The organism is Marinobacter shengliensis (genome assembly GCF_030297115.1).
Taxonomy (GTDB): domain Bacteria; phylum Pseudomonadota; class Gammaproteobacteria; order Pseudomonadales; family Oleiphilaceae; genus Marinobacter; species Marinobacter shengliensis.
On the sequence record NZ_AP028062.1, the window covers coordinates 4,179,282 to 4,202,224 of the forward strand.

Genomic DNA, 22,943 nt, shown 5'->3' on the forward strand with positions numbered 1-22,943 from the left:
TATTACTTTTGCAAGATTTTGTAAATTCTTTAACCGTCTGCCACTCAGTCCCCTATCGAGCCGTCCGTTTTCCTTGCAACTGCCTGGACTTTGGCCGATGGTTAGAGGCAAATCTGCCTGATCTGGTAATGATATGGAGGTCTTTCCATGAGTGTTCTGCTTCTGGTTCTCAGTGCCCTGGTGCTGGTCTATTTCAGCATCGGCGGCAAAACCGCTGCGATCGTGATGTCTGTTGCCACCCTCGTCGGGGTCGCCAACGACGGCTGGCACCTTCTCAGTTTTGTCATCGGCGGCCTGCTGTTAGCGCTGGCGTTACTGATCACCCTGCCCGGCGACCTGCGCTTGGACAAATTCAGCCGGCCCTTACTGGGCTGGGTCCGCAGCCGCCTGCCCAAGCTCTCGCCAACCGAGCAGGAAGCCCTGAACTCCGGTTCCGTAGACTGGGATGGCGAACTGTTTTCCGGCAAACCGGAATGGAACAAGCTGCTGGACGCCGCTCCGGCGCATCTGACCAGCGAGGAGCAAGCGTTTCTCGACGGCCCGGTGGAAGAACTTTGCAAGATGCTGGATGACTGGCAGATCACCCACGAACACTACGACCTGCCCGACAAGGTATGGAAGTTCATCCGTGACAAGGGCTTCTTCGGGCTGGTGATTCCCAAGGAAGACGGGGGCCTGGGTTTCTCCAACACTGCCCACTCCGAAATCGTGATGAAAATCTCCACCCGCAGCGTATCGGCAGCGGTGACCGTCATGGTGCCCAATTCCCTGGGCCCGGGTGAGCTGCTGATGCACTACGGCACCGACGACCAGAAACACCACTACCTGCCGCGCCTGGCCAAGGGCAAGGAAATCCCCTGTTTTGCCCTGACCTCACCGGTGGCCGGCTCCGACGCGGGTGCCATTCCGGACAAAGGCATCGTCTGCAAGGGCGAATGGAACGGCAAGGAAGTGCTGGGCCTGAAGGTCACCTGGAACAAGCGTTACATCACACTCGCCCCGGTAGCGACCCTGATTGGCCTGGCCATCAAGGTCTATGACCCTGAACACCTGATCGGCGATCAGGACGACATCGGCGTGACCTGTGTGATGGTGCCCCGGGAGACCGACGGCGTGAACGCCGGAGCCCGCCACCTGCCCATGAACACCGTCTTCATGAATGGCCCCACCTGGGGTACCGAAGTGTTCATCCCCATGGAACAGGTGATTGGTGGGCAAGACATGCTCGGCAAAGGCTGGAAAATGCTGCTGGAATGCCTGTCCATCGGCCGCTCCATCTCCCTGCCGGCTCTCGGCACCGGCGCCGGCAAGTTTGCAAGCCTTGCCACTGGCGCCTACGCCTACACCCGGGAACAGTTCGGCCGCACCATCAGCCAGTTCGAAGGCGTTCAGGAAGCCCTGGAGCCCATCGCCGGCTACACCTACATGATGGATGCCGCCCGCCTGCTCACCGCCGGCATGCTGGACCGGGGCGTTCGCCCATCCGTGCCCTCGGCGGTACTGAAATACCGCAACACCGACCTGATGCGGGAAGTCATTAACCACGCCATGGATGTAGTGGCCGGCCGGGGCGTGATCACCGGCCCCCGTAACTTCCTGGCCCGGGCCTACCAGGCAGTGCCCATCGGCATTACCGTGGAAGGCGCCAACATCCTGACCCGCAGCCTGATGATCTTCGGCCAGGGCGCCATTCGCTGCCATCCGTTTATCGTGGAAGAAATCGAAGCCGCCGGCATGGAAGACCAGGACAAGGCTGCAAAACAATTCGATGGCATCTTCTACCGCCACCTGGCCCACACCACCCGCAATGCCCTGCGGGCGTTCGTACTGGGCCTGAGCAAGGGCTGGTTGGAAACCGCGCCACGCCAGGGCGACATCCAGAAATACTACCGCCAGCTGGGCCGATTCTCCGCTGCCTTCGCATTAATGACCGACGTCACCCTGCTGACCGTCGGCGGCGGCCTGAAAGCCCGCCAGCGCTTGTCTGGCCGCATGGCCGACTGCCTGGTGCATCTGTATTACGCCACCGCGGTGATCAAGCAATGGCATGAAGAAGGCTACCCGGACGACCAGCGAGACCTGGTGGAATGGTGCCTGCAAACCTGCCTGCACGACCTGCAGGATTCCATGCGCGATGCCATCATCAACTTCCCGGTCCCGGCCCTGCGCTGGCCGCTGCGACTCATCGTGTTCCCACTTGGCGCGACCGGCCTGAACGGCCCGGACGACAAACTGGGAGCGAAAGTGGCCGCGACCATTGTGAACGATACCCCGGTGCGCCAACGCATCAGCCGGGGCACCTTTATCAACATGGATCCAGACGACCCGCTGGGCCGGGTACTCAACGCCTACAAACTGGCCAACGAAACCGCCGAGATGCGCCAGCGCCTGCACGAAGCGATTCGCAGCCGCGACGAAGACGAACTGGACGGCATTGCCCTGCTGATGGGCCATCAACGTAAAGAGCTGGTGGACTGGGCCTGCGCCCAGGGCATCATCAAGGCGGACGAGTGCCCGAAAATGGAAGAAGCGCTGACAGCCCTGTATGACGTCATCCGGGTGGATGCCTTCGACGCCGACGGCCTGAAAGCCCTGGCCAAGGGTGCCAAGGGCAAACGCAAGGTTGTAGAGCGGCCTGGCTCAGGTTCCTAGCCTTTTAGTTCGGTGGAGGTCAGTCCTTGGCAGGAGGCCTCCCAAAAACCGCTCCTTCGGCACATCCTTGTGGCGCTTCTGCTCCGCCATCCATGGCTCCGCACATTTTTGGGAGGCCTCCTGCCAAGGACTGCCCCCGCCCTGCTCAAAACACCAGAACCCGCAGGCTGCTAGAAGGTTACTCCCCACGAAGCCCACCCCGAATAGCCTCATCCACCAGCCAGCGGCGCAGCGTCTGAATCCCACGCTCCCGCCGGCGACTGGTCTTCCAGGCAAAGTAGAACTTGTCACCTGTCACCACCGAATGGGCGGGCAACCGAACAAAATCCGCCGAATCCTTGCGGGTACTGAGCATGTAGTCATTGGTCAACGCAATGCCCTGATGAAAGCGCGCCGCCTCCAGCGACAACAGCATATGGCTGGAATGCAGCAGCCGACTGGACGCAGGCAGCTTCATATCGGCCTCCTGATACCAGGCCTCCCAGTCACCGCCCTGCCTGTCATAGATACTGTGAGTCGACAGCAACGGAAACCGGGCCATCACTGCCGGCGCTATCGGCTGCTCATCCCGCCGCCCTGGCTCCGCATCCCGCCCTAACTCCCGCCGTATACGCTGCCAATAGTCCTGACTACACACCGGGAACAACCGCTCCTCATAAAGCAGATCGTAACTGTAGGCCCGCGAATCCCGGTGAATGGTAATAAAACAATCCGCCACCCTATCCGACAACACCGGATTCTCACTACTCATCTCCAAAGCCAGATCAATCTGCGGATGCAAACGCTGCAAATCCGGCAACCTCGGCGCCAGCCAGCGCACCGCAAACGAACTGAACACCGACAACCTCAGCCGCGACTCCTCATGCCCCAACAATTGCTCACTGGCCCGTTCAATCTGCAACAATGCCGAACCAACGGCATCCAGATACTGCCGCCCCTCATCCGTCAACGTCACCTTCCGGCCCGAGCGCCAGAACAGCCGCTCACCCAAATAGGTTTCCAGCTGTTTGATCTGGTGACTGACTGCACTTTGCGTGATCGACAGTTCCTCGGCAGCCGCCGAAAAGCTGTTAAGCCGTGCAGCGGCTTCGAATACGGGAAGAGCTTTCAGTGGAGGTAGCTTCATCGTTTTAGTATCTAATTTTCTAATGGATGGCTAATAATCATCATTTTATCGGATATTAGCACTTCATTAGACTCTCCAACGAGATTCGGGGATCAGGTCGGGTTGCCCCTCCGAAAATGCTTGTAGCCATGGATGGCGGAAAGCAAGCGTACAGGGATGTACTTGCAGCGGTTTTCGGAGGGGCAACCCGACCTGATCCTTCCACCAAACCACGAAGGCCAGGATAAAGAGGAGAGAACCAAAGTGTCAGGCAAAACCGTCAACAGCGCCATTCTGCTGCTGGTCATCGGCAACGCCATGGCCATCCTCTCCGATGTATTTATCAAAATGCTGGAACCCGGCGCCCCCGTCTTCCAGTTCGCCTTCCTGCGCTGCCTCCTGACCCTGGCCTTCCTGATCCCTCTGGCCCGCAAACTCGACCGCCAGAACCTCTTCGGCGGCCTGAAAATCCACGCCATCCGCGCCCACATTCACCTGGTCGGCATCGTCTGCATGGTGATCGCCCTCACCAACTTGCCGCTGGCCACCGCCAACGCCCTGTTCTACGCTGCCCCGATACTGGTGATGGTGCTCTCCGCCTTTTTCTTCCGGGAACAACTCACACCCCTGAGCGTCACCGCCGTCTTCAGTGGCTTTGCCGGCATCATCGTCATCCTGCGCCCGGTGGAATTCAACTGGGCAGTGATTGCGGCCCTGGGCTCTGCCTTCGCCCTCGCCATCAACGCTGTAATGGTGCGCCAATTGCCCAAAGAGCAGACCACCGTCCACAAGCTGTTCCTGAACTACCTGTTGATTGTGCCGGCTGCCGCTGCCCTGGCGCTCTGGGAAGGCGCGGCCTGGAACCCGCAGATCCTGATCAGCGCCGCCGGCTCAGCCCTGTTCATCCTCGGCTACAACATCACCGTGTTGCTGGCCTACCGGCAGGTGGATGCCAACCAGGTCACCAGCGCCGAATACACCGGGCTGATCTGGGCCGTCGCCATTGGCTGGATCTGGTTTGGTGAAGTGCCGGACCTGTGGTTCCTGGCCGGCAGTCTGATGATTGTGGTGCCGCTGGTGCTGATTGGCTTGCGGCACCGGCGCCGCACCCCGGCGCGGGGGTTTAACCCCGCAGCCCGGGAAGAGCGCCCGGAAAGGCTGGTTGCCGAACCTACCGGCGGGTCTGGTCAATAAGAATCTGGGTATCACGAATGATCCGGGCTGCCCGATACTCCGGCGGTATCCGGTCGTTGTACCCCAGGGATGACCGGTAACCACTGCGATGGTTGTGGTACTTCGGTTTGTATCGGTAATGGGAATGCTTTTTACCATAGTCCCGGCGGTCGTACCGATGCTTGTGGCGATTATCCCGATAGCGGTTGTCGCGGTGGCGATCATGGTAAGACCGGCGATGCTCGGCACGCAGCATTTTCTTCTGATGGCCCGGTGGCAGCGCCTTGCCCCGGTCCAACTGCTTCTGGATACCCGGCGGATGGCCGTGGCCACGGTAGCCGTCTGCCTGGGCCATACCGGCAAAGCCCAGGGCGACAATCAGGGTACTGCTGATCAGTAATCGTTTCATCATGACTCTCCCGTCCCTATCGACTGGAACCATGCTAAACGGAAACATTCCGTGAAGCCTTGCCACCAGATTAATGATCAGAAGGGAGATGTCAGCGCCCAAGGGCCGGTTTTGCACAAGCTTTACATGGGTTGACGTTTAACTGTCCGAAGCCTCGACAGGCCCGGAACGGGTGAGGTGAGATTCAATCGAAAAGGTATGGCGGCAGTCATCCCCCAACGCCCGCAGGGACTCCGCCAGCCTGAGCAGATATTCGGAATTGGGCCCACTGGGGCCAACCGCTGCGGCAATCTGGGCAGCAATATCGGCTTCCGGAGCCTCGCCCAGAAACGCTTCGTTGTCTTCCGTGGCGATATACACCAAGCCCTCGGCATGGCTGCCATCGTCAAAGGTCATGGTGGTGCTGAAGCGCAGGTAACCGTTTTTCTCCCGCACATCCAGATACTCAAAGACATTCGGCGATACCCGGAACGCCATGCCCCGGCAGACCGCTCCGGGTTGCTCGATCAGCGTGACCACCCGGCCAGGAGCCTCAGGCGTGCCACGATGGTCGTGGGAACCCTGCCAGAACCGGCGAGCCCAACCGCGAATGGAGGCCGGCCGCTGTTCCAGGAACGGGAAATCCACCTTGTAAATCAAAGACCCGTAACCGAACAACCAGACCGAGTCGATGCCGTCAAAGTTGTAGCGGGTACGATTGTGATCAATGGTGTTGGCGGGCATAACAAACCTGCAGACGATACGAAGGCCTGATTCTGTCAGGCGCCTTGAGTGCTTGCAATAAAGCCGGCGATACCGGTCAGCACGATTTCCGCCGCCATGGCAGAGAGAATCAGGCCACTGATTTTCGACATGATGTTCAGGCCGGTTTTACCCAGCACTTTTTCCAGGTAGCCGGACAACCGCAACAACACCGCCAGAATCAGCAAGCCGGACACCAGACCCAGCAAACCGCCAGCCACTTCGTGAACAGCTTTCAGCTCGGCACCGTAGACCATGATGGCACCGATGGTCGCCGGGCCGATCATCACCGGAATGGCCAGGGGCACCACGGCGATATCGTCGCGGTCTTCCTCTGGCAGGCCCGTGGCATGGTTGCGAGTGCCGCTGGTCACCAGACTGATAGCCGTGAGGAACAGCAGGCTGCCGGCGCCAATGCGGAAAGAGTTCAGGGTAATACCGATGGCGCTGAACAACAGCGGCCCGGCAAAGAACAGCACCACACCCAAAATAAACGCCGAAACACAGGCCCGGCGAATGATCGACGCCTTCTCCGCCGCCGGCAGGCCGCGGGTCAGCGCCAGGAACATGGTGACCACAAAGAACGGTGCCAGCAGGAACAGAAAACGGATGGTACTGCTGAGATAAGTGGCGAAAAACGATTCAAACATTCAAGCAAATCCGGCCAGGGGTTAAAGCCGGTAAGCATAGCGCCTGTGGGCAGATTCTGCCGTAAGGAAGAGAACCTATTGGCCGGCGGAACGGATCAACGCTTCTTGATGGAGGGCTTGCGCGGCTTGCCGGGTTTGCCTTTCGGGCCGGTCGTGCGCCCACCGGCCTTCGGGCCACGGCCAGGCTTGCCTGCAGGCGGTTTGCCGGTGCCTTTACCGGCTCCCTTTCCACCTCGGCCGGGGGAAGGTTTACCTGAAGGCTTTGCGCCGGCCCTGGCCGGTTTACCACCGGCACCCGGGCGGGCACCTTTGGCCCCGGCGGGTTTCTTGCGGGGCTTGCTGGCCGCCGACTGCGTTGCTTCCGAAGACGAATCCCGAATGGCATCAAACAGCACCGCCAGTTCCTTCTCCGTCAGATCCCGCCAGGCGCCCACCGGCAAACCTTGCAGGCTGACGTTCATAATCCGCACCCGCTCCAGCTTCGTCACCTCATAGCCAAAGTATTCCGCCATCCGGCGGATTTGGCGGTTCAGGCCCTGCACCAATATGATCCGGAAGACAAACCGGGAGACTTTCTCCACCTTGCAGCGCTTGGTCATCGTCCCCAGAATCGGCACGCCGTTGCTCATGCCTTCCACAAACTCCCGGGTCACCGGCTTGTCGACGGTCACCAGGTATTCTTTCTCGTGGTTATTGCCGGCCCGCAGGATCTTGTTCACCAGATCACCATTGCTGGTGAGGAAAATCAGCCCCTGGGAATCCTTATCGAGGCGGCCAATGGGGAAAATGCGCTCGCTGTGGCCGACAAAGCGCTGGATATTGTCTTTCTCCGCGCTGTCGGTGGTGCTGACAATGCCCACCGGTTTGTTCAGGGCGATAAAGACCAGATCTTCCTCGTCCCGGGGCTCAACCACCTGGCCGTTCACTTTCACCACATCGCCCGGCAACACCTGGTCTCCCACCTGGGCCCGCCGACCGTTGATGTGCACGTTGCCCTGCTCGATGTACCGGTCAGCATCCCGGCGCGAACACATGCCGCTCTCGCTGATGTATTTGTTCAGTCGGGTGGAGGTTCGGTTGGCCATGACATCCTGCCGGTTTCAAATGATGGGTAAATGCGCGGTCAGCACACAACCCGCGCATCATCCCATTGCATCACCCTGACGGCAACTGCCGGTCAGCGCCTGCGGAACGGATAGAACAGCTGCCCCAGGTAGGAACCCGGCAGTTTCTGGGTGGTACCATACTCCGCCGGCCAGTGCGCCTTCGGGAAATGGTACGTGCCAAACAGCCGGTCAAAGAGCACCGTGTGTGCCGAGTAATTGGTATCAATGGCCGGCTTCTCCGAACTGTGGTGCCAATGATGAAACTGCGGCGTTACCAACAGGTACTTAATCGGCCCCCAGGGCACGTTAAGATTGCTGTGGATAATGATGGCCTGCAGCGCGGCGAACGTCACGTAGATATCCAGTGCTTCCTTGCTGGCACCAAGCAGATACAGAGCCAGCATAACCAATCCACGTTCAATGAAAATCTGAACCACATGGGCACGGGAGCCTGCCAGCCAGTCCATGGTTTCCACCGAATGATGGACCGCATGAAACGGCCACAGCCGACGGACTTCATGGAATACCCGGTGTTCCCAATACAGTACGAAATCGGCAACCAGAATCAGCAGTACGACCTGCAGCCATAACTGCGTGCTCTGGATCGCCACCTGCAGGCTGTCGCTGGCCACCCACTCGAAGTGGGTCACCAGGAAATTGCCAAATAAAAGAACTGCTGAGATCAGCAAGTGATTCAGGCAGAAGTAAAAGAAATCCAGACCCCATTCATCCCGCAAGATGACCTGCTCCCGATACTTCGGAAAGAGCTTCTCCAGGCTGGTGAAGACAATAGTGGAACTCAGAAAGGCCAAAATCAGCCAGTCCACACCGAGCGACAGCGGTTTCGGCTCCACCGGCCCAACAGGAACATTGTAACCACCCAGAGCAAACGCGATCAGCGTCATGGCAATGCCCGCAGCGCCAAGCCGTTTGCGCCGATCAAGCACAAAAGTGGTGATGCCGAAAAAGAGGGAGAACCACATGCCGTACTTTAAGACATCCTGAAGTGCCTCAGCATCATACGCAGCACGAAGATCGGTGGTAGTCAGGTAGGAAGGGAACAGGTAGGCAAGCACCGCCGCCAGGCTCAAGCCGCCGAGAAATATCGAAAAATATCCGGGAATTCGTCCGTTCCGAAAGCGAAGCTCTTTTTCCGGACGGGGCTCTACCACCCGCTCGCGGTATTGGTAATTGGTATCGTGTTCCGTGTTCATGCGTTCCCTGCAAATGTTCTGTTCCGCACTCGTTTGAGAAAATTTTTCTTATCGTTCCAAGCGATGGCTTTGCTTTGACCCTATCTTACAATAGAAGTAATTTTCACCGGACAACTGCTATGAATTATAACTCTGCAGTGATCTCTGAACTTAATGTCTCGGGGAGATTGAGAAACTTTCTCCATGCACTTAGAACTGCTTTGAATTCCTCAAGTGAGAATCTACCTTCTTCTTGACCGACCCAATCCTCATTAACATTTATGTTAATCTGAACAAAATTATTTGAGATAAAAACGTCAACGTCGTTACCTTCCACCTCTAGAGTTTTTATTTTTCCTTCTTCAAACATTTTTATTTTGGATAGTATCCTGTCACAGTCCTCAATATTCTGAGCAATGCTGGTTAAGGTATTGGCTAGATATCGCTGATACCGGGCCACTTCAAGTTCACCAGAAAACTCTTGGCGCTGATGATAGATTTGCCCTAGAACAGGATGTTTTCCGCCATCGGAATAGTACAATTTTAATTTCATTTCTCACCTCTAAGTGTTCTTGGGGCCTGGTACACTGGATAAACTGTCGTTCTTGGTGAAATCCAACCCTCAACTCTAACACCGGAGGGAGTTACAGAAATCCACTTGTCACCCTGAACAATTTTATTTGGATCATTCCAAGCTGCATCAACTTCACTTTTAATACGGGTTTCGTCCCAATCCTTAGGGAACATCGTGTTGCTAGAGTTGTTACTCGTCTTGGTTATCCACTGCCCTGGATTCGCCGGATCTTGGACTTCAACAGTAGCCATGTATACACCCGCAACATCAGGCATCGTTTCGGTGCCAGGAACTATCCTGACATCGCCATAAAGCAACGTATGGCCGCCGGTCGGTTTTCCTCTACTCGTGTAGTCAGCCTTCAGTACATGCTCAAAATCAATTGGTGATTGCTGAACATATTTGACTAAGCCACTATCTCCGGCACTATCAGCCCGCTTCTGAAAAACCAGATACAACGGCTCAATCCCACTATCCTTCGGAAAACTTACGATCAGCTCAACCTGATCCTCAAAGGGCCGCTGGTAGCCCGGCGGCGAATGTTCCTGGCCATCCTCCTGGATGGGCGTCACCAGAATGCTATAGGGATCAATCCCGGAATCCGCCGGGTATTCGGTGCTCACAACCGGGCGGTGGCCGCTGTCATCCGGATACCAGACGAGGGTGAAGTCGTCGTCAACCACCACTTCAAAATTCTCGCCCACGAGCTCTGCGTGAGCAACCGGAACCCGGTCTTTGTATCCGGTACTGTCATTAACGTGATAGCCGGCCACCCGGAGGTTTCCGGTGGCATCCACGTGCAGATGAAAACGTACCCGAATGGCCGCCTCAGCCATTTCAAGGAGTTCTTCCTCAGTGTACAGGGTGCTGTCGCCCAGCTTGGATGGCCAGAGTGCCAAAAGTACTGTGCTGGCAGCCGTACTCATTACGCTGGCACCAATACGCGCCGCCATAGCCCAGCCTTTTGCCAGTCTCATTGCCGAGCCGGAGATCAAGCCCAGCGGCCGCAAGCCTTTTGCACCAGGGCTGGTGACGGTGGCGGGGGCAAGCATCGCAAGTGTGCCAAAGTTACTGGCCTTTTCCTGTCCTTCGTTGCTGTCGGTATTCCCGGAGGGCCGGGTGCAGGACTTGGCGAATACCTTTGGCCCCAGGGGCGGAAGGGCAAAGTTTTCCGATATTACCACAGGCGGTGGAAGCGGCTCAGGTGGCGGTTCAATTACCGGGGTTTCTGGCGTGTAGTCGAGCTTCGGTGGTGGTGCCAGGCTATCGGAATGAGCGTAGGCGGTGCCTCTGGAAGGAAACGCTTGCCGGTCACCGAAGCGTTTTTCGAAGGCCGTGACGGCATTCTCTGCAATGGCTGCAGAGGTGCTTTCAGTGGGAACAATGCGCCCGGATACCAGCCTGAAAACGGGAGCCGCAGGGATCTCTTTGAGCAACACCAACTCGCCACTGGCAAACTGGTCTCTTAATCGGGCAGGGGTGAAACTGGAGCTCGAAAGGTAGCTGGCCAATTCCCTATCGGAGTATTGGTCCCAGCCACCCTCGATCATCAACGCTTCGTGAAGCGCAAGCGAGTGCGGGTCTGCTATTCTGGTCACGTCCGTGTTTCCACAAAGTATTAATCGGCACAATCCATGCCTGTAGTGTGGACAAATGTACCGGAAAGCTGGCGCCTATCCAAGATCAAACCAGAAAAAGCCGCAGAGCCCGGCCCACCCAGGCTCGGACTCTGCCGTTTCTCCGACCCTAGCCAACCAACGCCGGCTCGCCACCCTGCTCCATCACCTCCGTAGCTTCACACACATACTGCTCGGCATCAAAACGCTTGGTCTGCTGCCGGAACTGCCAGGTGAAGCCCGGCCACAGGGTGGTGTTCTTGCCGTTCTCGTTCACGTACCAGCTCTTGCAGCCGGTCTGCCACACGGAATCGCCGAGTTTGGCGTGAATCGAGGCGTTGTATTGGCTGAAGGCATCTTCCTTCACTTCCACCGTCTTCCAGCCCCGGTGCTGCATTTTCTTCAGGGCATCCAGCACGTACTGCACCTGGGATTCGATCATGTACACCATAGAGCTGTGCCCAAGGCCGGTGTTCGGGCCCATCAGCATGAAGAAGTTGGGGAAGCCGGCCACGGTGGTGCCCTTGTAGGCTTCCGCGCCTTCGCGCCAGGCATCGAGCAGGTCCTGGCCGCCGCGGCCGTAGATCATGCCCCGGGGAATAGGTTCCTGGGCCTTGAAGCCGGTGCCGTATACGATGCAGTCCACCTGGCGCTCGGTGCCGTTGGTATCCACGATGGTATTGCCCTTCACCTCACGGATGCCATCGGTCAGCACATCCACGTGATCCTGATCCAGCGCCGGATAGTAGTTGTTGGAGATCAGCACCCGCTTGCAGCCAAAGTGGAAATCCGGCGTCACTTTTTTACGCAGTTCCTTGTCCTTGATCTGACTGCGAATATGACGACGCGCCTGCAGCTCACCGATTTTCAGGATGCGCGGGTTGCCGACAAAGCCCAGCACCCGGGCTTCCAGCATCCAGTAGATACTCTGGCGAAACGCATTCAGGGTTTGCGGCACCTTTTTGAACATCATTCGCTCCAGCGGGCGGATTTCACGGTCCGGCTTGGGCATGATCCACGGTGGTGTGCGCTGGTAGAGGTCCAGGTGGGCCGCATCTTTGGCGATCTCCGGCACAAACTGGATGGCCGAGGCACCGGTGCCGATCACCGCCACTCGCTTACCGCGGAAGTCGTAATCGTGGTCCCAGCTCTGGGAGTGGAAGCTGGTACCGGTGAAGGTGTCCATGCCCTTGATATCCGGGTAGGCGGGCGTGCTCAGGCCGCCCATGCCGGATACCAGCACCTCGGCGTGCAATTTGCGGAACCTGGGCAGGGTTTTGTCGCTGCGATCCAGAACATCCCCAGGCTTCAGGTTGTTGGCTTCCATGTAGGCCCAGAGTTTGGGGCTGTCGCAGGTTTCGATGGCCCAGGCGCCGGTTCTTTCATTCCAACGGGCACCGGCCACGTGGGTATTGAGCTGGATGTGTTCGAGCAGGCCGTACTTTTCCGCGCAGTGGCGCAGGTAGGCTTTGATTTCCGGCTGGGGCGCGAACATGCGTGTCCAGTTGGGGTTCTGTTCGAATGAGAAGGAGTACAGCGCAGATTGCACGTCACAGGCGCAACCGGGGTAGTGGTTTTCGTGCCAGGTGCCGCCTATGTCGTCGCTTTGTTCGAGGATGACGAAGTTGTTGAAGCCGGCTTCTTTAAGTTTGATGGCCATGCCGAGGCCGGAGAAGCCGGTGCCGATGATGGCGATCTGTGCGGTTTGTGTCATTGCTGCACTCCTGTGTGGCCTGTTTGGCCTTGCCTGTTGTTGTCTGGGTGGTCATCATTGACCGGTAGACACATGTATACCGCCAGGGGTAGACACTTGTATACTCTGGTTCGGGTGTTTGGCCCTTGGTGACAGGTTGTTGGCCTGTGTGGCCTCGGGGTTGGGAGTCTCGTCCAACTAGCCTCTGGCTCCGGGGGTTGGTTGGTTTGGGGGTGGGCTTCCAAAACACGCTCCTTCGGCACGTCCGTGTGACGCTTGGGCTCCGCCATCCATGGCTCCGCACAGTTTTGGAAGCCCACCCCCAAACCAACCGTTAAACTATTGTGATAGCCGTCTCCCAAATTGAACTTTTGGGAAGGAATCCATACGCCAATGTTCGAGAGTCCGCTCTGGTGGAGCTTTCGAAAATGCTTGGAGCCATGGATGGCGGAAAGCAAGCGTACAGGGACGTATTTACAGCGGTTTTCGAAAGCTCCACCAGAGTGGACTAACTCCAGAAACGGAAGCGGGCACCGAACCAGCCTTACTCCCAAACAAGAGGTAGAAAGTGAACACACTGGCCGGCGGAAAACTGAAACTGGTGCAGGCCGCATTGCGGTTGATTACCGAAACACGGAGCCTGACGTCGTTGGGGCTGCGGGAGCTGGCCCGTGAGGCGGGGTTGAATCCGAATACGTTTTACCGGCACTTCAAGAGTCTGGACGAGTTCGGGTTGCAGGTTCTGGGGTATATCGCAGAGGACATGAAAACCGGCGTGCGACAACTGCGGCAGATGGCGGATTCATCCGAGCAGGCGTCACACGACACGGTCACCTTTGTGTATCACTACTTCCTCGCTAACCCGGCCGCCACCACCGTCGCCGTCCGCGAGCTGCACGGGCCCTCGCCGGTGTTGCGCAGAGCGCTGGAGGCGCAGTTGGATGCCAGTGCCCGAGAGATGGCGGAGGATATTCTGGAGCGGGGGTTGGTGCCGGGTGTGGAGGCCGCTGTGGTGCATGAGATTTCCCACATGACCATCCGCTACATCCTGTTCCGGGCCATGGATTACATCGAGAAGCCCGAGCAACGGGAAAAAATTCAGCAGGAGACCGAACGGTTTATCAACCGGCAGTTCCGGGGGGCACTGATTGAAGAGCTGGACGTTGTGGATGTCCTGACGCTGAAAACGACACCGGGGCGAACCTGAAGCCCGCCCCGGCACTGAACAGCCTTACTCGGTGGTGTTAAACACGTAGGATGACACCGTGCCATCGCTGTTGAAGCGAACCACCAGGTCGGTCGTTTCCGCATCCCCAAAGGCCGACCAGCGATACTTGCCGTAAGTCCAGGTGCGCTTGCCATCTTCCACCCCGGTACGCCAGGGTTCCCCGAACATGTCCTGAATGTCCGCCCGGGTGGTTTCACCAATGCGGATCTGGTCCACGTTATGGGTCGCAAAATCTCGGCCCACCGTCGCGCAGCCCACCAGGGTCGCCAACAGCAAGGCCATGCCAGCCAGTTTCAGATGTCGAGCCACTGCCATATCCAACTCCTTTTTCGATGGTTGAGTCATTACTGAACACAGCATAGCGGTTCTGTAAAACTGTGCGATTAACAACCGGATAACTTTCACCCACAAAAAAGCCGCGGGGCCTGAACAGGCGCCGCGGCAAGCAGGATCGAAGGGATATTTCGATCAGTAAAGCTTGGCCAGAGATTTCTTGGCGAAGGCTTCCACTTCGTTCAGCCGGCCTTCTTTCACTTTCACCAGCCACTCCGGGTCTTGCAGCAAAGCACGACCTACCGCAATCAGCTCGAATTCGCCGTTGGTCATGCGCTCAACCAGCTCATCAATACCGGACTGCTCCACGGCTTCTTGCTTGCTGGCGAAGGTGCCGCTGATGAAGTCTTCGGTCAGGCCCACGCTGCCAACAGACATGGTCGGCTTTCCGGAAAGTTTCTGGGTCCAGCCGGCCAGGTTCAGGTTCGAGCCCTCGAATTCCGGCTCCCAGAAGCGGCGGGTGGAGGCGTGGAAAATGTCGACGCCGGCCTCAACCAGCGGCTTCAGGAAGCGTTCGAGCTCTTCCGGGCTGTTCACCAGTTTTGCTTCATACGCCTGCTGCTTCCACTGTGAGAAACGCAGCATGATCGGGTAATCCGGGCCCACGCGGTGGCGCACTTCTTCCACGATTTCCACCACAAAGCGCAGACGGTTTTCCAGGCTGCCGCCGTATTCGTCATCACGCTGGTTGGTGCCTTCCCACAGGAACTGGTCCAGCAGGTAGCCGTGGGCGCCGTGGATTTCCACACCATCAAAACCCAATGCTTTGGCGTCTTGGGCGGCGTCGCCGAAGGCTTTGATCACGTCCTGGATGTCTTCCTTGGTCATGGCCTTGCCGTTGGGCTTGCCTGGGGCGAACAGGCCAGACGGGCTGTAACCGGGGACGGACGGGTCCGGCTCGGTGCCTTCTTTACGCACGGCACCCACGTGCCAAAGCTGCGGGAAAATGGCGCCGCCGGCTTCGTGCACGGCATCAACCACTTTCTTCCAACCGGCCAGGGCTTCGTCGCCATAAAAGGCTGGTACGTTCGGGTAACCGTTGGCGGCCGCGTGGTTCACGATGGTGCCCTCGGTGATGATCAGGCCAACGCCGGCTTCGGCGCGGCGGCGGTAGTAGTCCACCACGTTCTGGCCGGGCACGCCCTTGGGCGAGAAGTTACGGGTCATCGGAGCCATGGCTACGCGGTTACGCAGCTTGAGGTTGTGAAGTTCAAACGGCTCAAACATAGGACCAAGATTCATACTCATGTGATGTGCAACCTCATTAATTTGGTTTCGTTAAGCAACCCTATTAAATTCGGTTTCAAAATGCAACCCTATTCGGTACACTCCCTTACATGGCCAGAAAACGTTTTGATGACTCCAATTGCTCCGTCGCCCGCGCCCTGAATGAAGTGGGGGACTGGTGGTCCCTGCTGATTGTGCTGCACGCCATGTACGGTACCCGTCGGTTTGTCGATTTTCAGCAGCAGTTGGGCATTGCCAAGAACATTCTGTGCGACCGCCTGGCACGCCTGGTTGATAACGAAGTGCTTCGCAAAGTAGACGTGGGCGAGCACGGCTCCCGCTTTGAGTACCGCCTGACCGATAAAGGCCGGGATCTGTTCCCGGTGGTGGTGGCCCTGCGCCAGTGGGGCGACAAATGGAACCCGGCGCCTGACGGGCAGCCGCTGGACCTGCGCGATCGCGATACCGGTAAGCCGGTGCAACCGGTTACCGTGCGAAATGCCGAAGGCCAACCACTGTCAATCCGTGATGTGTTTGTTCCCGACAATGCTGAAAGCGACAGCAAAACGGCCTGACCATAAGGGCAAACCGCATTCTCCGGAAACACCTCGGTTTTTTTGAGCTGAATCAAGAGCCACACCAAACCAAATCCGCTGCCCGCCATTTCTTGCGCTAAATCAAGTTTCCCCGGCCCCGCTCCATTACATTGAGCCCATCGACTTTTAATGGATAAGGAGATGGCTATGTCTCGTGGTTTCAAATTGGGTGTTCTGGCAGCGGCTGTGATGGCAACTGCACCGGCGGTTCAGGCTTTCGAAGCAGGTGATTTCATTCTGCGTGCGGGTGTTGTGCATGTGGCGCCGGATGATTCCAGTGACTCTATCACTGTGGGTGGCGCGCCGCTGCTTTCCGGTGCGGATTCAAAAGTCACCGTCGATTCCAATACACAGCTGGGCCTGCGTGCCACCTATATGTTCACCAACAACCTCGGTGTCGGCCTGCTGGGTGCAACCCCATTCAAGCACAACATCAACGGTGGCGGCGATATTCCGAGTGACATCAAGCTGGGCGAAACCAAGCACCTGCCGCCAACTCTGACACTGCAGTACTTCCCGATGGCAAGCTCTTCAGCCTTCCAGCCGTTCGTGGGCGTGGGCGTCAACTACACCACTTTCTTTGAAGAGAAGACCACCGGAACTCTGGATAGCGTGGTTGCTGCAGAATACGGCATCCCCGGAGCCCGCACATCACTGGACCTGGACGACAGTGTTGGCGTGGCCGTGGAAGTGGGTATGGACTACATGCTGAGTGAGAATTTTGGTCTTAACGCGGCAATCTGGTGGGCAGACATCAATACCGATGCCCGTGTGAAGGTTTACGATGCTAACGGTGACTTCGCCGCACAGACCGACAAGTTCGAAGTTGAAATCGACCCCATGGTCTACATGGTCGGTTTCACCTACAAGTTCTGATCCCACGTACCCCTGGCAACCCCTGGTCTGTGGGTTGCCAAATGGTGCGTTCTCCTGTGCGGGGCTGTTTTGCAGCCCCGCTTTTTTATGTCTGGAGAACCGGGGTAATCAGGCGCTCTGGCGCTGAGCCGGGCGACCCGTTCTGCCCTGCCCCTGGCCACGGCCTTGGCCTTCGCCCTGACCACCACGGCCACGACCGCCGCTGCGACCGGCCGGTTTCGGGCCAAAGCTCTTGCCAGCGCCACCCTGAGGGCGACGATTACGAGCCTTGCTCGGGTCGGCCTTTGCTTTGGGCTTCAGCGGCAGGTTGTTCTTCGGTTCAAAGCCTTCGATTTCCTTGCGCGGCAGCTGCTTTTTGATCAACCGCTCAATGCCTGCCAGCATCTTGCCTTCATCGGCGCTCACCAGAGACAACGCATGGCCACTTTCGCCGGCACGGCCAGTACGGCCGATGCGGTGCACATAGTCTTCCGGCACATTCGGCAGTTCGAAGTTCACCACCTGGGGCAACTGCTTGATATCCAGGCCACGGGCGGCGATATCGGTAGCAACCAGCACACGCACTTCGCCGGCCTTGAAGTCCGCCAGCGCACGGGTGCGGGCACCCTGTGACTTGTTGCCGTGGATGGCAGCGGCGGTAATGCCGTCTTTTTCCAGCTTCTGGGTCAGGCGGTTGGCGCCGTGCTTGGTACGGGTGAATACCAGTACCTGCTCCCAGCCATTGTCACGCACCAGCTTGCTCAGCAGGGCGGTTTTCTGGCTCTGGTCGACCGGATAAACCGACTGAACAATGCTTTCAGCCGAGGTGTTACGGGCAGCCACTTCTACCTGCACCGGGTTATCCAGTAAGCCCTCAGCCAGACCACGAATCTCGTTGGAGAAGGTGGCGGAGAACAACAGGTTCTGGCGCTTGGCCGGCAACAGGGCAAGGATCTTGCGGATGTCGCGGATAAAGCCCATGTCGAGCATGCGGTCGGCTTCGTCCAGTACCAGGATTTCCACTTCGTTGAAGCGCACGGCGTTCTGCTGATAAAGATCCATCAGGCGGCCCGGTGTCGCCACCAGTACATCAACGCCTTTGCGCAACTTCATCATCTGCGGATTGATTTTCACACCACCAAACACCACAGCGGCCTTGGTTGGAACGTATCTGCTGTAAAGGTTCACACTGTCGTGCACCTGTGCTGCCAGCTCCCGGGTGGGCGTCAGAATCAACGCACGGGGGCCTTTGCCATTGCGCGGGTTATCAGCCAGGCGCTGCAAAAGAGGCAGGGTAAAGCCGGCAGTTTTGCCGGTACCCGTCTGGGCCGCAGCCATCACGTCTCTACCAGACAACACCGCAGGAATCGCCTGAAGCTGAATGGGAGAAGGGGTGTCATAACCCTGATCGGAAGTGGCACGGACCAGCTGCTCGGACAAACCGAGGGAAGAAAAACTCATATAAAATATACTCTTGATTGATTCTGCCTCCACGAACACCGGATGCGGCGAATGCGGGCAGATGCCATGAACATTCATGGAATATAAAGACGACTACGGTCACGCGCCGAATTCGGGGTGACGTCCTCTGACAGGTCGTATGGATGGTTCGCAAAGCGGCTTTGGGCCAGAAACTGCGGAATCCCTAGAGGCAGGATGCAGGCACGGTAACAGAGGGCTGGAGAAATAGCTATAGGTGGTTTTGATTAGCAGGCTTTCATTTCCAGTCGAATAAATGGAACTCTGACCCGCCCTGCCGGTCACTAGACGCCGTACCTGTTCCAAACATCCTTTCATAACCCGGAGATACCATGCTCAGTGTTGGCGTTGGCCCTGTCAGTTTTTCTGTCGGGCATCTGCTTCTGGTCCTGGCTTTCATAGTTGCCCTGGTCGTCGGGGGCATCACCGGCCGCAAACATGGAACACCCATCGCCGGCACATTGGCGGATATCTTCGTGGTCGCTATGCTCAGTGCCCGCATCGGGTTCGTGATTCGCTATTACGAGCACTACCAGGGCGACTGGCTGGGCATGATTGATATCCGGGACGGTGGCTTTGATATGGTCACAGGCCTGGTTGCCGCCCTCGTGTTTGCCGGCTTCCTGATGTGGCGCCGGGCCAGCAGCCGCCGGGCGCTGGGCACGGCCATGGCGGCCGGCCTGCTGACCTGGGGCCTGACTGGCGGTGCCATTCAGCTGATCAATCAGCAACTCAAAGGCCTGCCCGAAGTGGCCCTGACCGATCTCAACGAGCAACCGGTCGATTTGAGCGCCATCGCCAATGGCCAGCCCACGGTCGTGAACCTCTGGGCCACCTGGTGCCCGCCCTGTATCCGGGAAATGCCGGTGCTGGAGGAAGCCCAGAAGCGCTACCCCGGCATCAATTTCGTTTTCGCCAACCAGGGCGAGCACCCGGAAACCATCCAGCGATTCCTGTCTGAACAGAACCTGGATTTACACCATGTGCTGAGCGACCGGCAGGGCCAGTTCGGCCGGGTGACCGGCAGCCACGGCCTGCCGACCACCCTGTTCTATAACGCTGAAGGCAACCTGGTGGACAGCCACATGGGTGAACTGTCCCGTGCCAGCCTGGCCCGATCGCTGGAGCGTTTCGATCCGCAATTCCTGGTGGCATATGACGAAGCGGTCGGATACGCAGAATAAAGCCACGGATTGCGAAAACGGATCAGGCCAGCCAGACCGTCAGGCCAGCGGCAATAGCACTGGCGGCGGACAACGCGATTAACGACAACGCCAGGCTCCACCTCAAGGACGCATCCCGGGCGCGATAACCTGTCAGCCGCTCCATGATCAGGGCATTGGCCGCAAACGGGGTGCCGAACGCCGTGATACCCCAGCCGGTGACCATGGCAAAGCCCAACCCCAGCACGGCGCCAGGTGGCCACGCTGGCCCCAGGATACCGCCAATCAAGGTACCTGTGAGGATCGGGTTGGCACCAGCCAGCCCAGCCAGAAAGAAACTCCAGGGCACCAGTGCCGCCAGTACCGGCCACGCCCAGCCCGGCAAGCCCATATCGCCGTTCACCTGCCCAAGCACCACCGCACTGATCACCGAACCAATAAAAGCGGAACCGCCCACAATCGCGAGTTCATTACTGACATTGGCCATCGTGGGTGGGCGGGGCGTGTGGCCGCCAGCGAAGGACAGCCCCCAGCCGATGATGACCGCCGCCAGGCAGCTCAGGGTAACCGAACGAGCGTAACTGAATTCATAAACATGGCTGAACAGGAATACCCCGATACAGATGCCCAGGATAATCCCGCCAAACCGCAACCAGGCTGCAGCCCCGGCGGTGTCTGCCGAACCCGTTTCAAGCTGGGATTCTGGCTCACGCCAGAGGAAACCAGCCAGAAGCACCAGCATGGCAAACGGCAGTGAGAGGCCAATGAGCTGAGCACCGCCAAGAGTTGGCAGAAGCGTCAATGTCAGCGCGACAGAGATGGACAACGGCGACCAGATGGGCGAGACACCAAAGCCTCGAAGCACTGCCCGGGTGCTGTTGCGAGTAGCTACGGAATCGCCGGAACGGCGGATTCGCTCGGAGATCAGGCTACCAACTACCGCCACGGAGCCGAAGTTGAGTGGTACCGACACCAACGCCGTGCCGAACGCCAGGCTCGCATACCGGGTACCCGGCTTGCCGCTGAACAGACTGCTGGAGATTCGCTGCAGATCCCGGGAACCGGCCAAAACCGAAGACAACAACATGACCGACAGAATCAGCCCGGCCAAACGGGTCATGTTCCCGGCCGCCCCTTCCACCAATCCGGGGTCACGGCCAAACGCAAAGGCCATCGCCAGCACCGCCACCGCAAATACCGCACGAGGCACCCGGCGCATGTCCTGCCAGCCAAGACTGACCGCCATGCTTACGGCCACCGCGCCCAGAAATGCCATGCCCGGCAGGGTCGCCAGTACTGCAGCAATCAGGGCAACATAGGCCAGTGCGGATCGGAGTGTGGACACAGCAAGGTTCCCGGCAGGTCAGTCGAGTAGCATGGTGACCTGCCATGTTAAGGAACCTATCTACACAGCGCTATCCGCAATTATGGGGATACCCTGCGCCAATGGCTGTCCGCTCAGGCCCCGAACAACGCCGAGCGCAGCGGCTTCAGGAAGCCCGACTTCTCCGGGCTGGCCTGCTGGCTGCGCCGGCCATCAAACTCCAGATAGCCGTCTTCGATGGGTTCGAAGCGCAGGATTTTCACATCCTTCAGATAATTCTGGGACGCCTTCCAGGGCCCGTGAGTGCCCTGGCGCGGCAGGCGATCTTCGGCACGCTTGATGTAACCGGCGTCCAGCGAACCCAGAATGGTGTCGTTACCCAGGCTGTTTTCCGTGTCTCGCGGCACCACCACCTGATAACCCTTGCGATCCATATGGTTGATCAGCCGGCACAGGTATTCGCTGGCAATATCGGCCTTGAGGGTCCAGGAGATGTTGGTGTACCCGAAGATCATGGCGGCGTTGGGCATGCCTTCCACCATCACGTTCTTGTAGATCACCTTTTCCTTCAAGACCACACCCTGGCCGTCCACCGTGGGCTGGATGCCACCCAGCATCTGGATATCCAGGCCGGTGGCCGGAATGATGATATCCGCTTCCAGCTCCTCGCCGGATTTCAGGCGAATGCCGGTGTCGGTGAAGCGTTCAATATGGTCGGTTTTGATCGAGGCAGTACCCGCCTTGATGGCATCAAACAGGTCGCCGTCTTTCACCACACACAGGCGCTGATCCCAGGGGTTGTAGTTGGGGGTAAAGTGGCGCATATCCGCCTTACCCTTCAACTGGCGCTTGATCACCGACAGGAACAACCGGCGCATGGCCTTCGGGCTCTTGCGGGAACGCTCGTACAACAGGCGGGAAATGGAAATATTCCGGGCCCGAGTCAGCCGGTAAGCAGCTTTCTCTGGCAGCACCTTCTGCAGCGCCAGGGTGACCTTGTCGGTCGACGGCAGCGGCATCAGGTAGGTGGGCGAGCGCTGCAGCATGGTTACATGGGCCGCTTTTTCCGCCATGGTGGGCACCAGGGTAATGGCGGTCGCCCCACTGCCAATCACCACCACCTTCTTGCCGGTGTAATCCAGGTTCTCCGGCCAGTGCTGTGGGTGCACCACCTGGCCCTTGAAGTCCTGCTCGCCGGGGAAATCAGGCTTGTAGCCCTGATCGTAGTTGTAGTAACCGGTGCAGCCCACCAGGAAGCTGGCCGTGTAGGTCTCCGCTTCGCCGGTTTTTTCGTTCACCGCCGTCAGATTCCAGCACTTTTCTTCACTGGACCAATCGGCGGTTTTCACCGCCACGCCGTAACGGATGTTTCGTTCCACATCGTTTTCCCGGGCGGTGTCTGCCACATACTGTTTGATAGACGCACCATCCGCCAGCACCTTGCCACCGGTCCAGGGCCGGAAGTTGTAGCCAAAGGTGAACATATCGGAATCGGAGCGAATGCCGGGGTAACGGAACAGGTCCCAGGTACCGCCCAGAGACTGTCTGCGCTCCAGAACGGCGAAGCGTTTGCCGGGACATTCCCGTTTCAGGTGGCAGGCCATGCCAATGCCGGAAACCCCAGCGCCAATGATCAGGACGTCGTAGTGCTGCTTACCCATAACCTGCTCCCTCGGATTCGAATCCGTTTGTTGTTGGTCACCTCAGTGCGATCACGATAGCCCAGCGCAGTGCACCCGGAAATTGGCCATCAAGGTCCGGAATCATGGTTGTTTAAGTCAGTCGTTGTTCAGACATCCTCCCCCAGCTTGAACTTCAGGGTTGAG

20 protein-coding genes are annotated in these 22,943 nt (G+C 58.2%); 6 read left to right on the plus strand and 14 right to left on the minus strand.

Annotated elements, in window-relative coordinates; genetic code table 11:
* Positions 1-147: 147 nt before the first annotated feature.
* Complete coding sequence (locus QUE75_RS19100; RefSeq protein ID WP_286252567.1) at positions 148-2,652, plus strand: acyl-CoA dehydrogenase; 2,505 nt, start codon at positions 148-150, stop codon at positions 2,650-2,652.
* A gap of 178 nt (positions 2,653-2,830) precedes the next feature.
* Here the strand turns inward: QUE75_RS19100 and QUE75_RS19105 are convergent, their stop codons facing one another.
* A complete protein-coding gene (locus tag QUE75_RS19105) occupies positions 2,831-3,778 on the minus strand; it encodes a LysR family transcriptional regulator (protein ID WP_286252569.1) in 948 nt (315 codons plus the stop codon).
* Positions 3,779-4,021: 243 nt separating this feature from the next.
* Between QUE75_RS19105 and QUE75_RS19110 the strand changes: the two genes are divergently transcribed.
* Complete coding sequence (locus QUE75_RS19110) at positions 4,022-4,951, plus strand: DMT family transporter (protein ID WP_286252571.1); 930 nt, start codon at positions 4,022-4,024, stop codon at positions 4,949-4,951.
* On the opposite strand, the gene QUE75_RS19115 is transcribed toward QUE75_RS19110, so the two are convergent.
* From QUE75_RS19115 to QUE75_RS19150, 8 genes are all read right to left on the minus strand, one after another.
* Positions 4,929-5,342 (minus strand): hypothetical protein, encoded by a 414-nt coding sequence (locus QUE75_RS19115; protein ID WP_146136838.1) that lies wholly within the window; start codon positions 5,340-5,342, stop codon positions 4,929-4,931. The genes QUE75_RS19110 and QUE75_RS19115 overlap by 23 nt on opposite strands.
* Positions 5,343-5,477: 135 nt before the next feature.
* Complete coding sequence (locus QUE75_RS19120) at positions 5,478-6,062, minus strand: gamma-glutamylcyclotransferase (protein ID WP_058090829.1); 585 nt, start codon at positions 6,060-6,062, stop codon at positions 5,478-5,480.
* 35 nt (positions 6,063-6,097) lie between these two features.
* Positions 6,098-6,730, minus strand: a complete 633-nt coding sequence (locus tag QUE75_RS19125) for a MarC family protein (RefSeq protein ID WP_061332004.1) — start codon at positions 6,728-6,730, stop codon at positions 6,098-6,100.
* A 95-nt stretch (positions 6,731-6,825) separates the two neighbouring features.
* Positions 6,826-7,815, minus strand: coding sequence for a 23S rRNA pseudouridine(2604) synthase RluF (gene rluF, locus QUE75_RS19130; protein ID WP_286252575.1), 990 nt, complete (start codon positions 7,813-7,815; stop codon positions 6,826-6,828).
* A gap of 92 nt (positions 7,816-7,907) precedes the next feature.
* Positions 7,908-9,050: a sterol desaturase family protein gene (locus QUE75_RS19135; protein WP_286252577.1), complete on the minus strand. Its 1,143-nt coding sequence runs from the start codon at positions 9,048-9,050 to the stop codon at positions 7,908-7,910.
* Positions 9,051-9,174: 124 nt separating this feature from the next.
* The gene (locus QUE75_RS19140) at positions 9,175-9,582 is read right to left on the minus strand and encodes a hypothetical protein (protein ID WP_286252579.1); all 408 of its coding nucleotides are present in this window, start codon (positions 9,580-9,582) and stop codon (positions 9,175-9,177) included.
* Positions 9,579-11,039: an S-type pyocin domain-containing protein gene (locus QUE75_RS19145; RefSeq protein WP_286252581.1), complete on the minus strand. Its 1,461-nt coding sequence runs from the start codon at positions 11,037-11,039 to the stop codon at positions 9,579-9,581. Before QUE75_RS19145 ends, QUE75_RS19140 begins: the two co-directional genes overlap by 4 nt.
* 310 nt (positions 11,040-11,349) lie before the next feature.
* Positions 11,350-12,933 (minus strand): flavin-containing monooxygenase, encoded by a 1,584-nt coding sequence (locus QUE75_RS19150; RefSeq protein WP_286252583.1) that lies wholly within the window; start codon positions 12,931-12,933, stop codon positions 11,350-11,352.
* A 547-nt stretch (positions 12,934-13,480) separates the two neighbouring features.
* Between QUE75_RS19150 and QUE75_RS19155 the strand changes: the two genes are divergently transcribed.
* Positions 13,481-14,119 (plus strand): TetR family transcriptional regulator, encoded by a 639-nt coding sequence (locus QUE75_RS19155; RefSeq protein WP_286252585.1) that lies wholly within the window; start codon positions 13,481-13,483, stop codon positions 14,117-14,119.
* A gap of 24 nt (positions 14,120-14,143) precedes the next feature.
* Here the strand turns inward: QUE75_RS19155 and bamE are convergent, their stop codons facing one another.
* A complete protein-coding gene (gene bamE, locus QUE75_RS19160; protein WP_052009733.1) occupies positions 14,144-14,455 on the minus strand; it encodes an outer membrane protein assembly factor BamE domain-containing protein in 312 nt (103 codons plus the stop codon).
* 153 nt (positions 14,456-14,608) lie between these two features.
* Positions 14,609-15,721 (minus strand): NADH:flavin oxidoreductase, encoded by a 1,113-nt coding sequence (locus QUE75_RS19165; RefSeq protein WP_286252590.1) that lies wholly within the window; start codon positions 15,719-15,721, stop codon positions 14,609-14,611.
* Positions 15,722-15,810: 89 nt separating this feature from the next.
* Here QUE75_RS19165 and QUE75_RS19170 point away from each other — a divergent pair, with 89 nt between their 5' ends.
* Together QUE75_RS19170 and QUE75_RS19175 are read left to right on the plus strand one after the other, a co-directional pair.
* Positions 15,811-16,275: a winged helix-turn-helix transcriptional regulator gene (locus QUE75_RS19170; protein WP_061332016.1), complete on the plus strand. Its 465-nt coding sequence runs from the start codon at positions 15,811-15,813 to the stop codon at positions 16,273-16,275.
* Positions 16,276-16,443: 168 nt separating this feature from the next.
* Positions 16,444-17,172 (plus strand): OmpW/AlkL family protein, encoded by a 729-nt coding sequence (locus tag QUE75_RS19175; RefSeq protein ID WP_106693256.1) that lies wholly within the window; start codon positions 16,444-16,446, stop codon positions 17,170-17,172.
* Between the two features lie 108 nt (positions 17,173-17,280).
* Here QUE75_RS19175 and QUE75_RS19180 read toward each other — a convergent pair whose 3' ends face one another.
* Positions 17,281-18,612 (minus strand): DEAD/DEAH box helicase, encoded by a 1,332-nt coding sequence (locus QUE75_RS19180; RefSeq protein ID WP_061332020.1) that lies wholly within the window; start codon positions 18,610-18,612, stop codon positions 17,281-17,283.
* A 350-nt stretch (positions 18,613-18,962) separates the two neighbouring features.
* On the opposite strand from QUE75_RS19180, the gene QUE75_RS19185 reads away from it, so the two are divergent.
* Positions 18,963-19,814 carry a TlpA disulfide reductase family protein gene (locus QUE75_RS19185; RefSeq protein WP_286252596.1) on the plus strand — a complete coding sequence of 284 codons (852 nt, stop codon included), beginning with the start codon at positions 18,963-18,965 and terminating at the stop codon, positions 19,812-19,814.
* A gap of 22 nt (positions 19,815-19,836) precedes the next feature.
* On the opposite strand, the gene QUE75_RS19190 is transcribed toward QUE75_RS19185, so the two are convergent.
* Together QUE75_RS19190 and QUE75_RS19195 are read right to left on the minus strand one after the other, a co-directional pair.
* The gene (locus tag QUE75_RS19190; RefSeq protein WP_286252598.1) at positions 19,837-21,138 is read right to left on the minus strand and encodes a hypothetical protein; all 1,302 of its coding nucleotides are present in this window, start codon (positions 21,136-21,138) and stop codon (positions 19,837-19,839) included.
* A gap of 113 nt (positions 21,139-21,251) precedes the next feature.
* Positions 21,252-22,778, minus strand: coding sequence for a flavin-containing monooxygenase (locus QUE75_RS19195; RefSeq protein WP_286252600.1), 1,527 nt, complete (start codon positions 22,776-22,778; stop codon positions 21,252-21,254).
* Positions 22,779-22,943: the final 165 nt, after the last annotated feature.

What these genes read in the sequence shown, in the direction of transcription:
- bamE (WP_052009733.1), bottom strand. Translation starts at nt 14,455, where the DNA reads ATGGCAGTGGCTCGACATCTGAAACTGGCTGGCATGGCCTTGCTGTTG.
- QUE75_RS19170 (WP_061332016.1), top strand. Translation starts at nt 15,811, where the DNA reads ATGGCCAGAAAACGTTTTGATGACTCCAATTGCTCCGTCGCCCGCGCC.
- QUE75_RS19115 (WP_146136838.1), bottom strand. Translation starts at nt 5,342, where the DNA reads ATGATGAAACGATTACTGATCAGCAGTACCCTGATTGTCGCCCTGGGC.
- QUE75_RS19135 (WP_286252577.1), bottom strand. Translation starts at nt 9,050, where the DNA reads ATGAACACGGAACACGATACCAATTACCAATACCGCGAGCGGGTGGTA.
- QUE75_RS19120 (WP_058090829.1), bottom strand. Translation starts at nt 6,062, where the DNA reads ATGCCCGCCAACACCATTGATCACAATCGTACCCGCTACAACTTTGAC.
- rluF (WP_286252575.1), bottom strand. Translation starts at nt 7,815, where the DNA reads ATGGCCAACCGAACCTCCACCCGACTGAACAAATACATCAGCGAGAGC.
- QUE75_RS19175 (WP_106693256.1), top strand. Translation starts at nt 16,444, where the DNA reads ATGTCTCGTGGTTTCAAATTGGGTGTTCTGGCAGCGGCTGTGATGGCA.
- QUE75_RS19165 (WP_286252590.1), bottom strand. Translation starts at nt 15,721, where the DNA reads ATGAGTATGAATCTTGGTCCTATGTTTGAGCCGTTTGAACTTCACAAC.
- QUE75_RS19195 (WP_286252600.1), bottom strand. Translation starts at nt 22,778, where the DNA reads ATGGGTAAGCAGCACTACGACGTCCTGATCATTGGCGCTGGGGTTTCC.
- QUE75_RS19125 (WP_061332004.1), bottom strand. Translation starts at nt 6,730, where the DNA reads ATGTTTGAATCGTTTTTCGCCACTTATCTCAGCAGTACCATCCGTTTT.
- QUE75_RS19185 (WP_286252596.1), top strand. Translation starts at nt 18,963, where the DNA reads ATGCTCAGTGTTGGCGTTGGCCCTGTCAGTTTTTCTGTCGGGCATCTG.
- QUE75_RS19150 (WP_286252583.1), bottom strand. Translation starts at nt 12,933, where the DNA reads ATGACACAAACCGCACAGATCGCCATCATCGGCACCGGCTTCTCCGGC.
- QUE75_RS19100 (WP_286252567.1), top strand. Translation starts at nt 148, where the DNA reads ATGAGTGTTCTGCTTCTGGTTCTCAGTGCCCTGGTGCTGGTCTATTTC.
- QUE75_RS19105 (WP_286252569.1), bottom strand. Translation starts at nt 3,778, where the DNA reads ATGAAGCTACCTCCACTGAAAGCTCTTCCCGTATTCGAAGCCGCTGCA.
- QUE75_RS19140 (WP_286252579.1), bottom strand. Translation starts at nt 9,582, where the DNA reads ATGAAATTAAAATTGTACTATTCCGATGGCGGAAAACATCCTGTTCTA.
- QUE75_RS19180 (WP_061332020.1), bottom strand. Translation starts at nt 18,612, where the DNA reads ATGAGTTTTTCTTCCCTCGGTTTGTCCGAGCAGCTGGTCCGTGCCACT.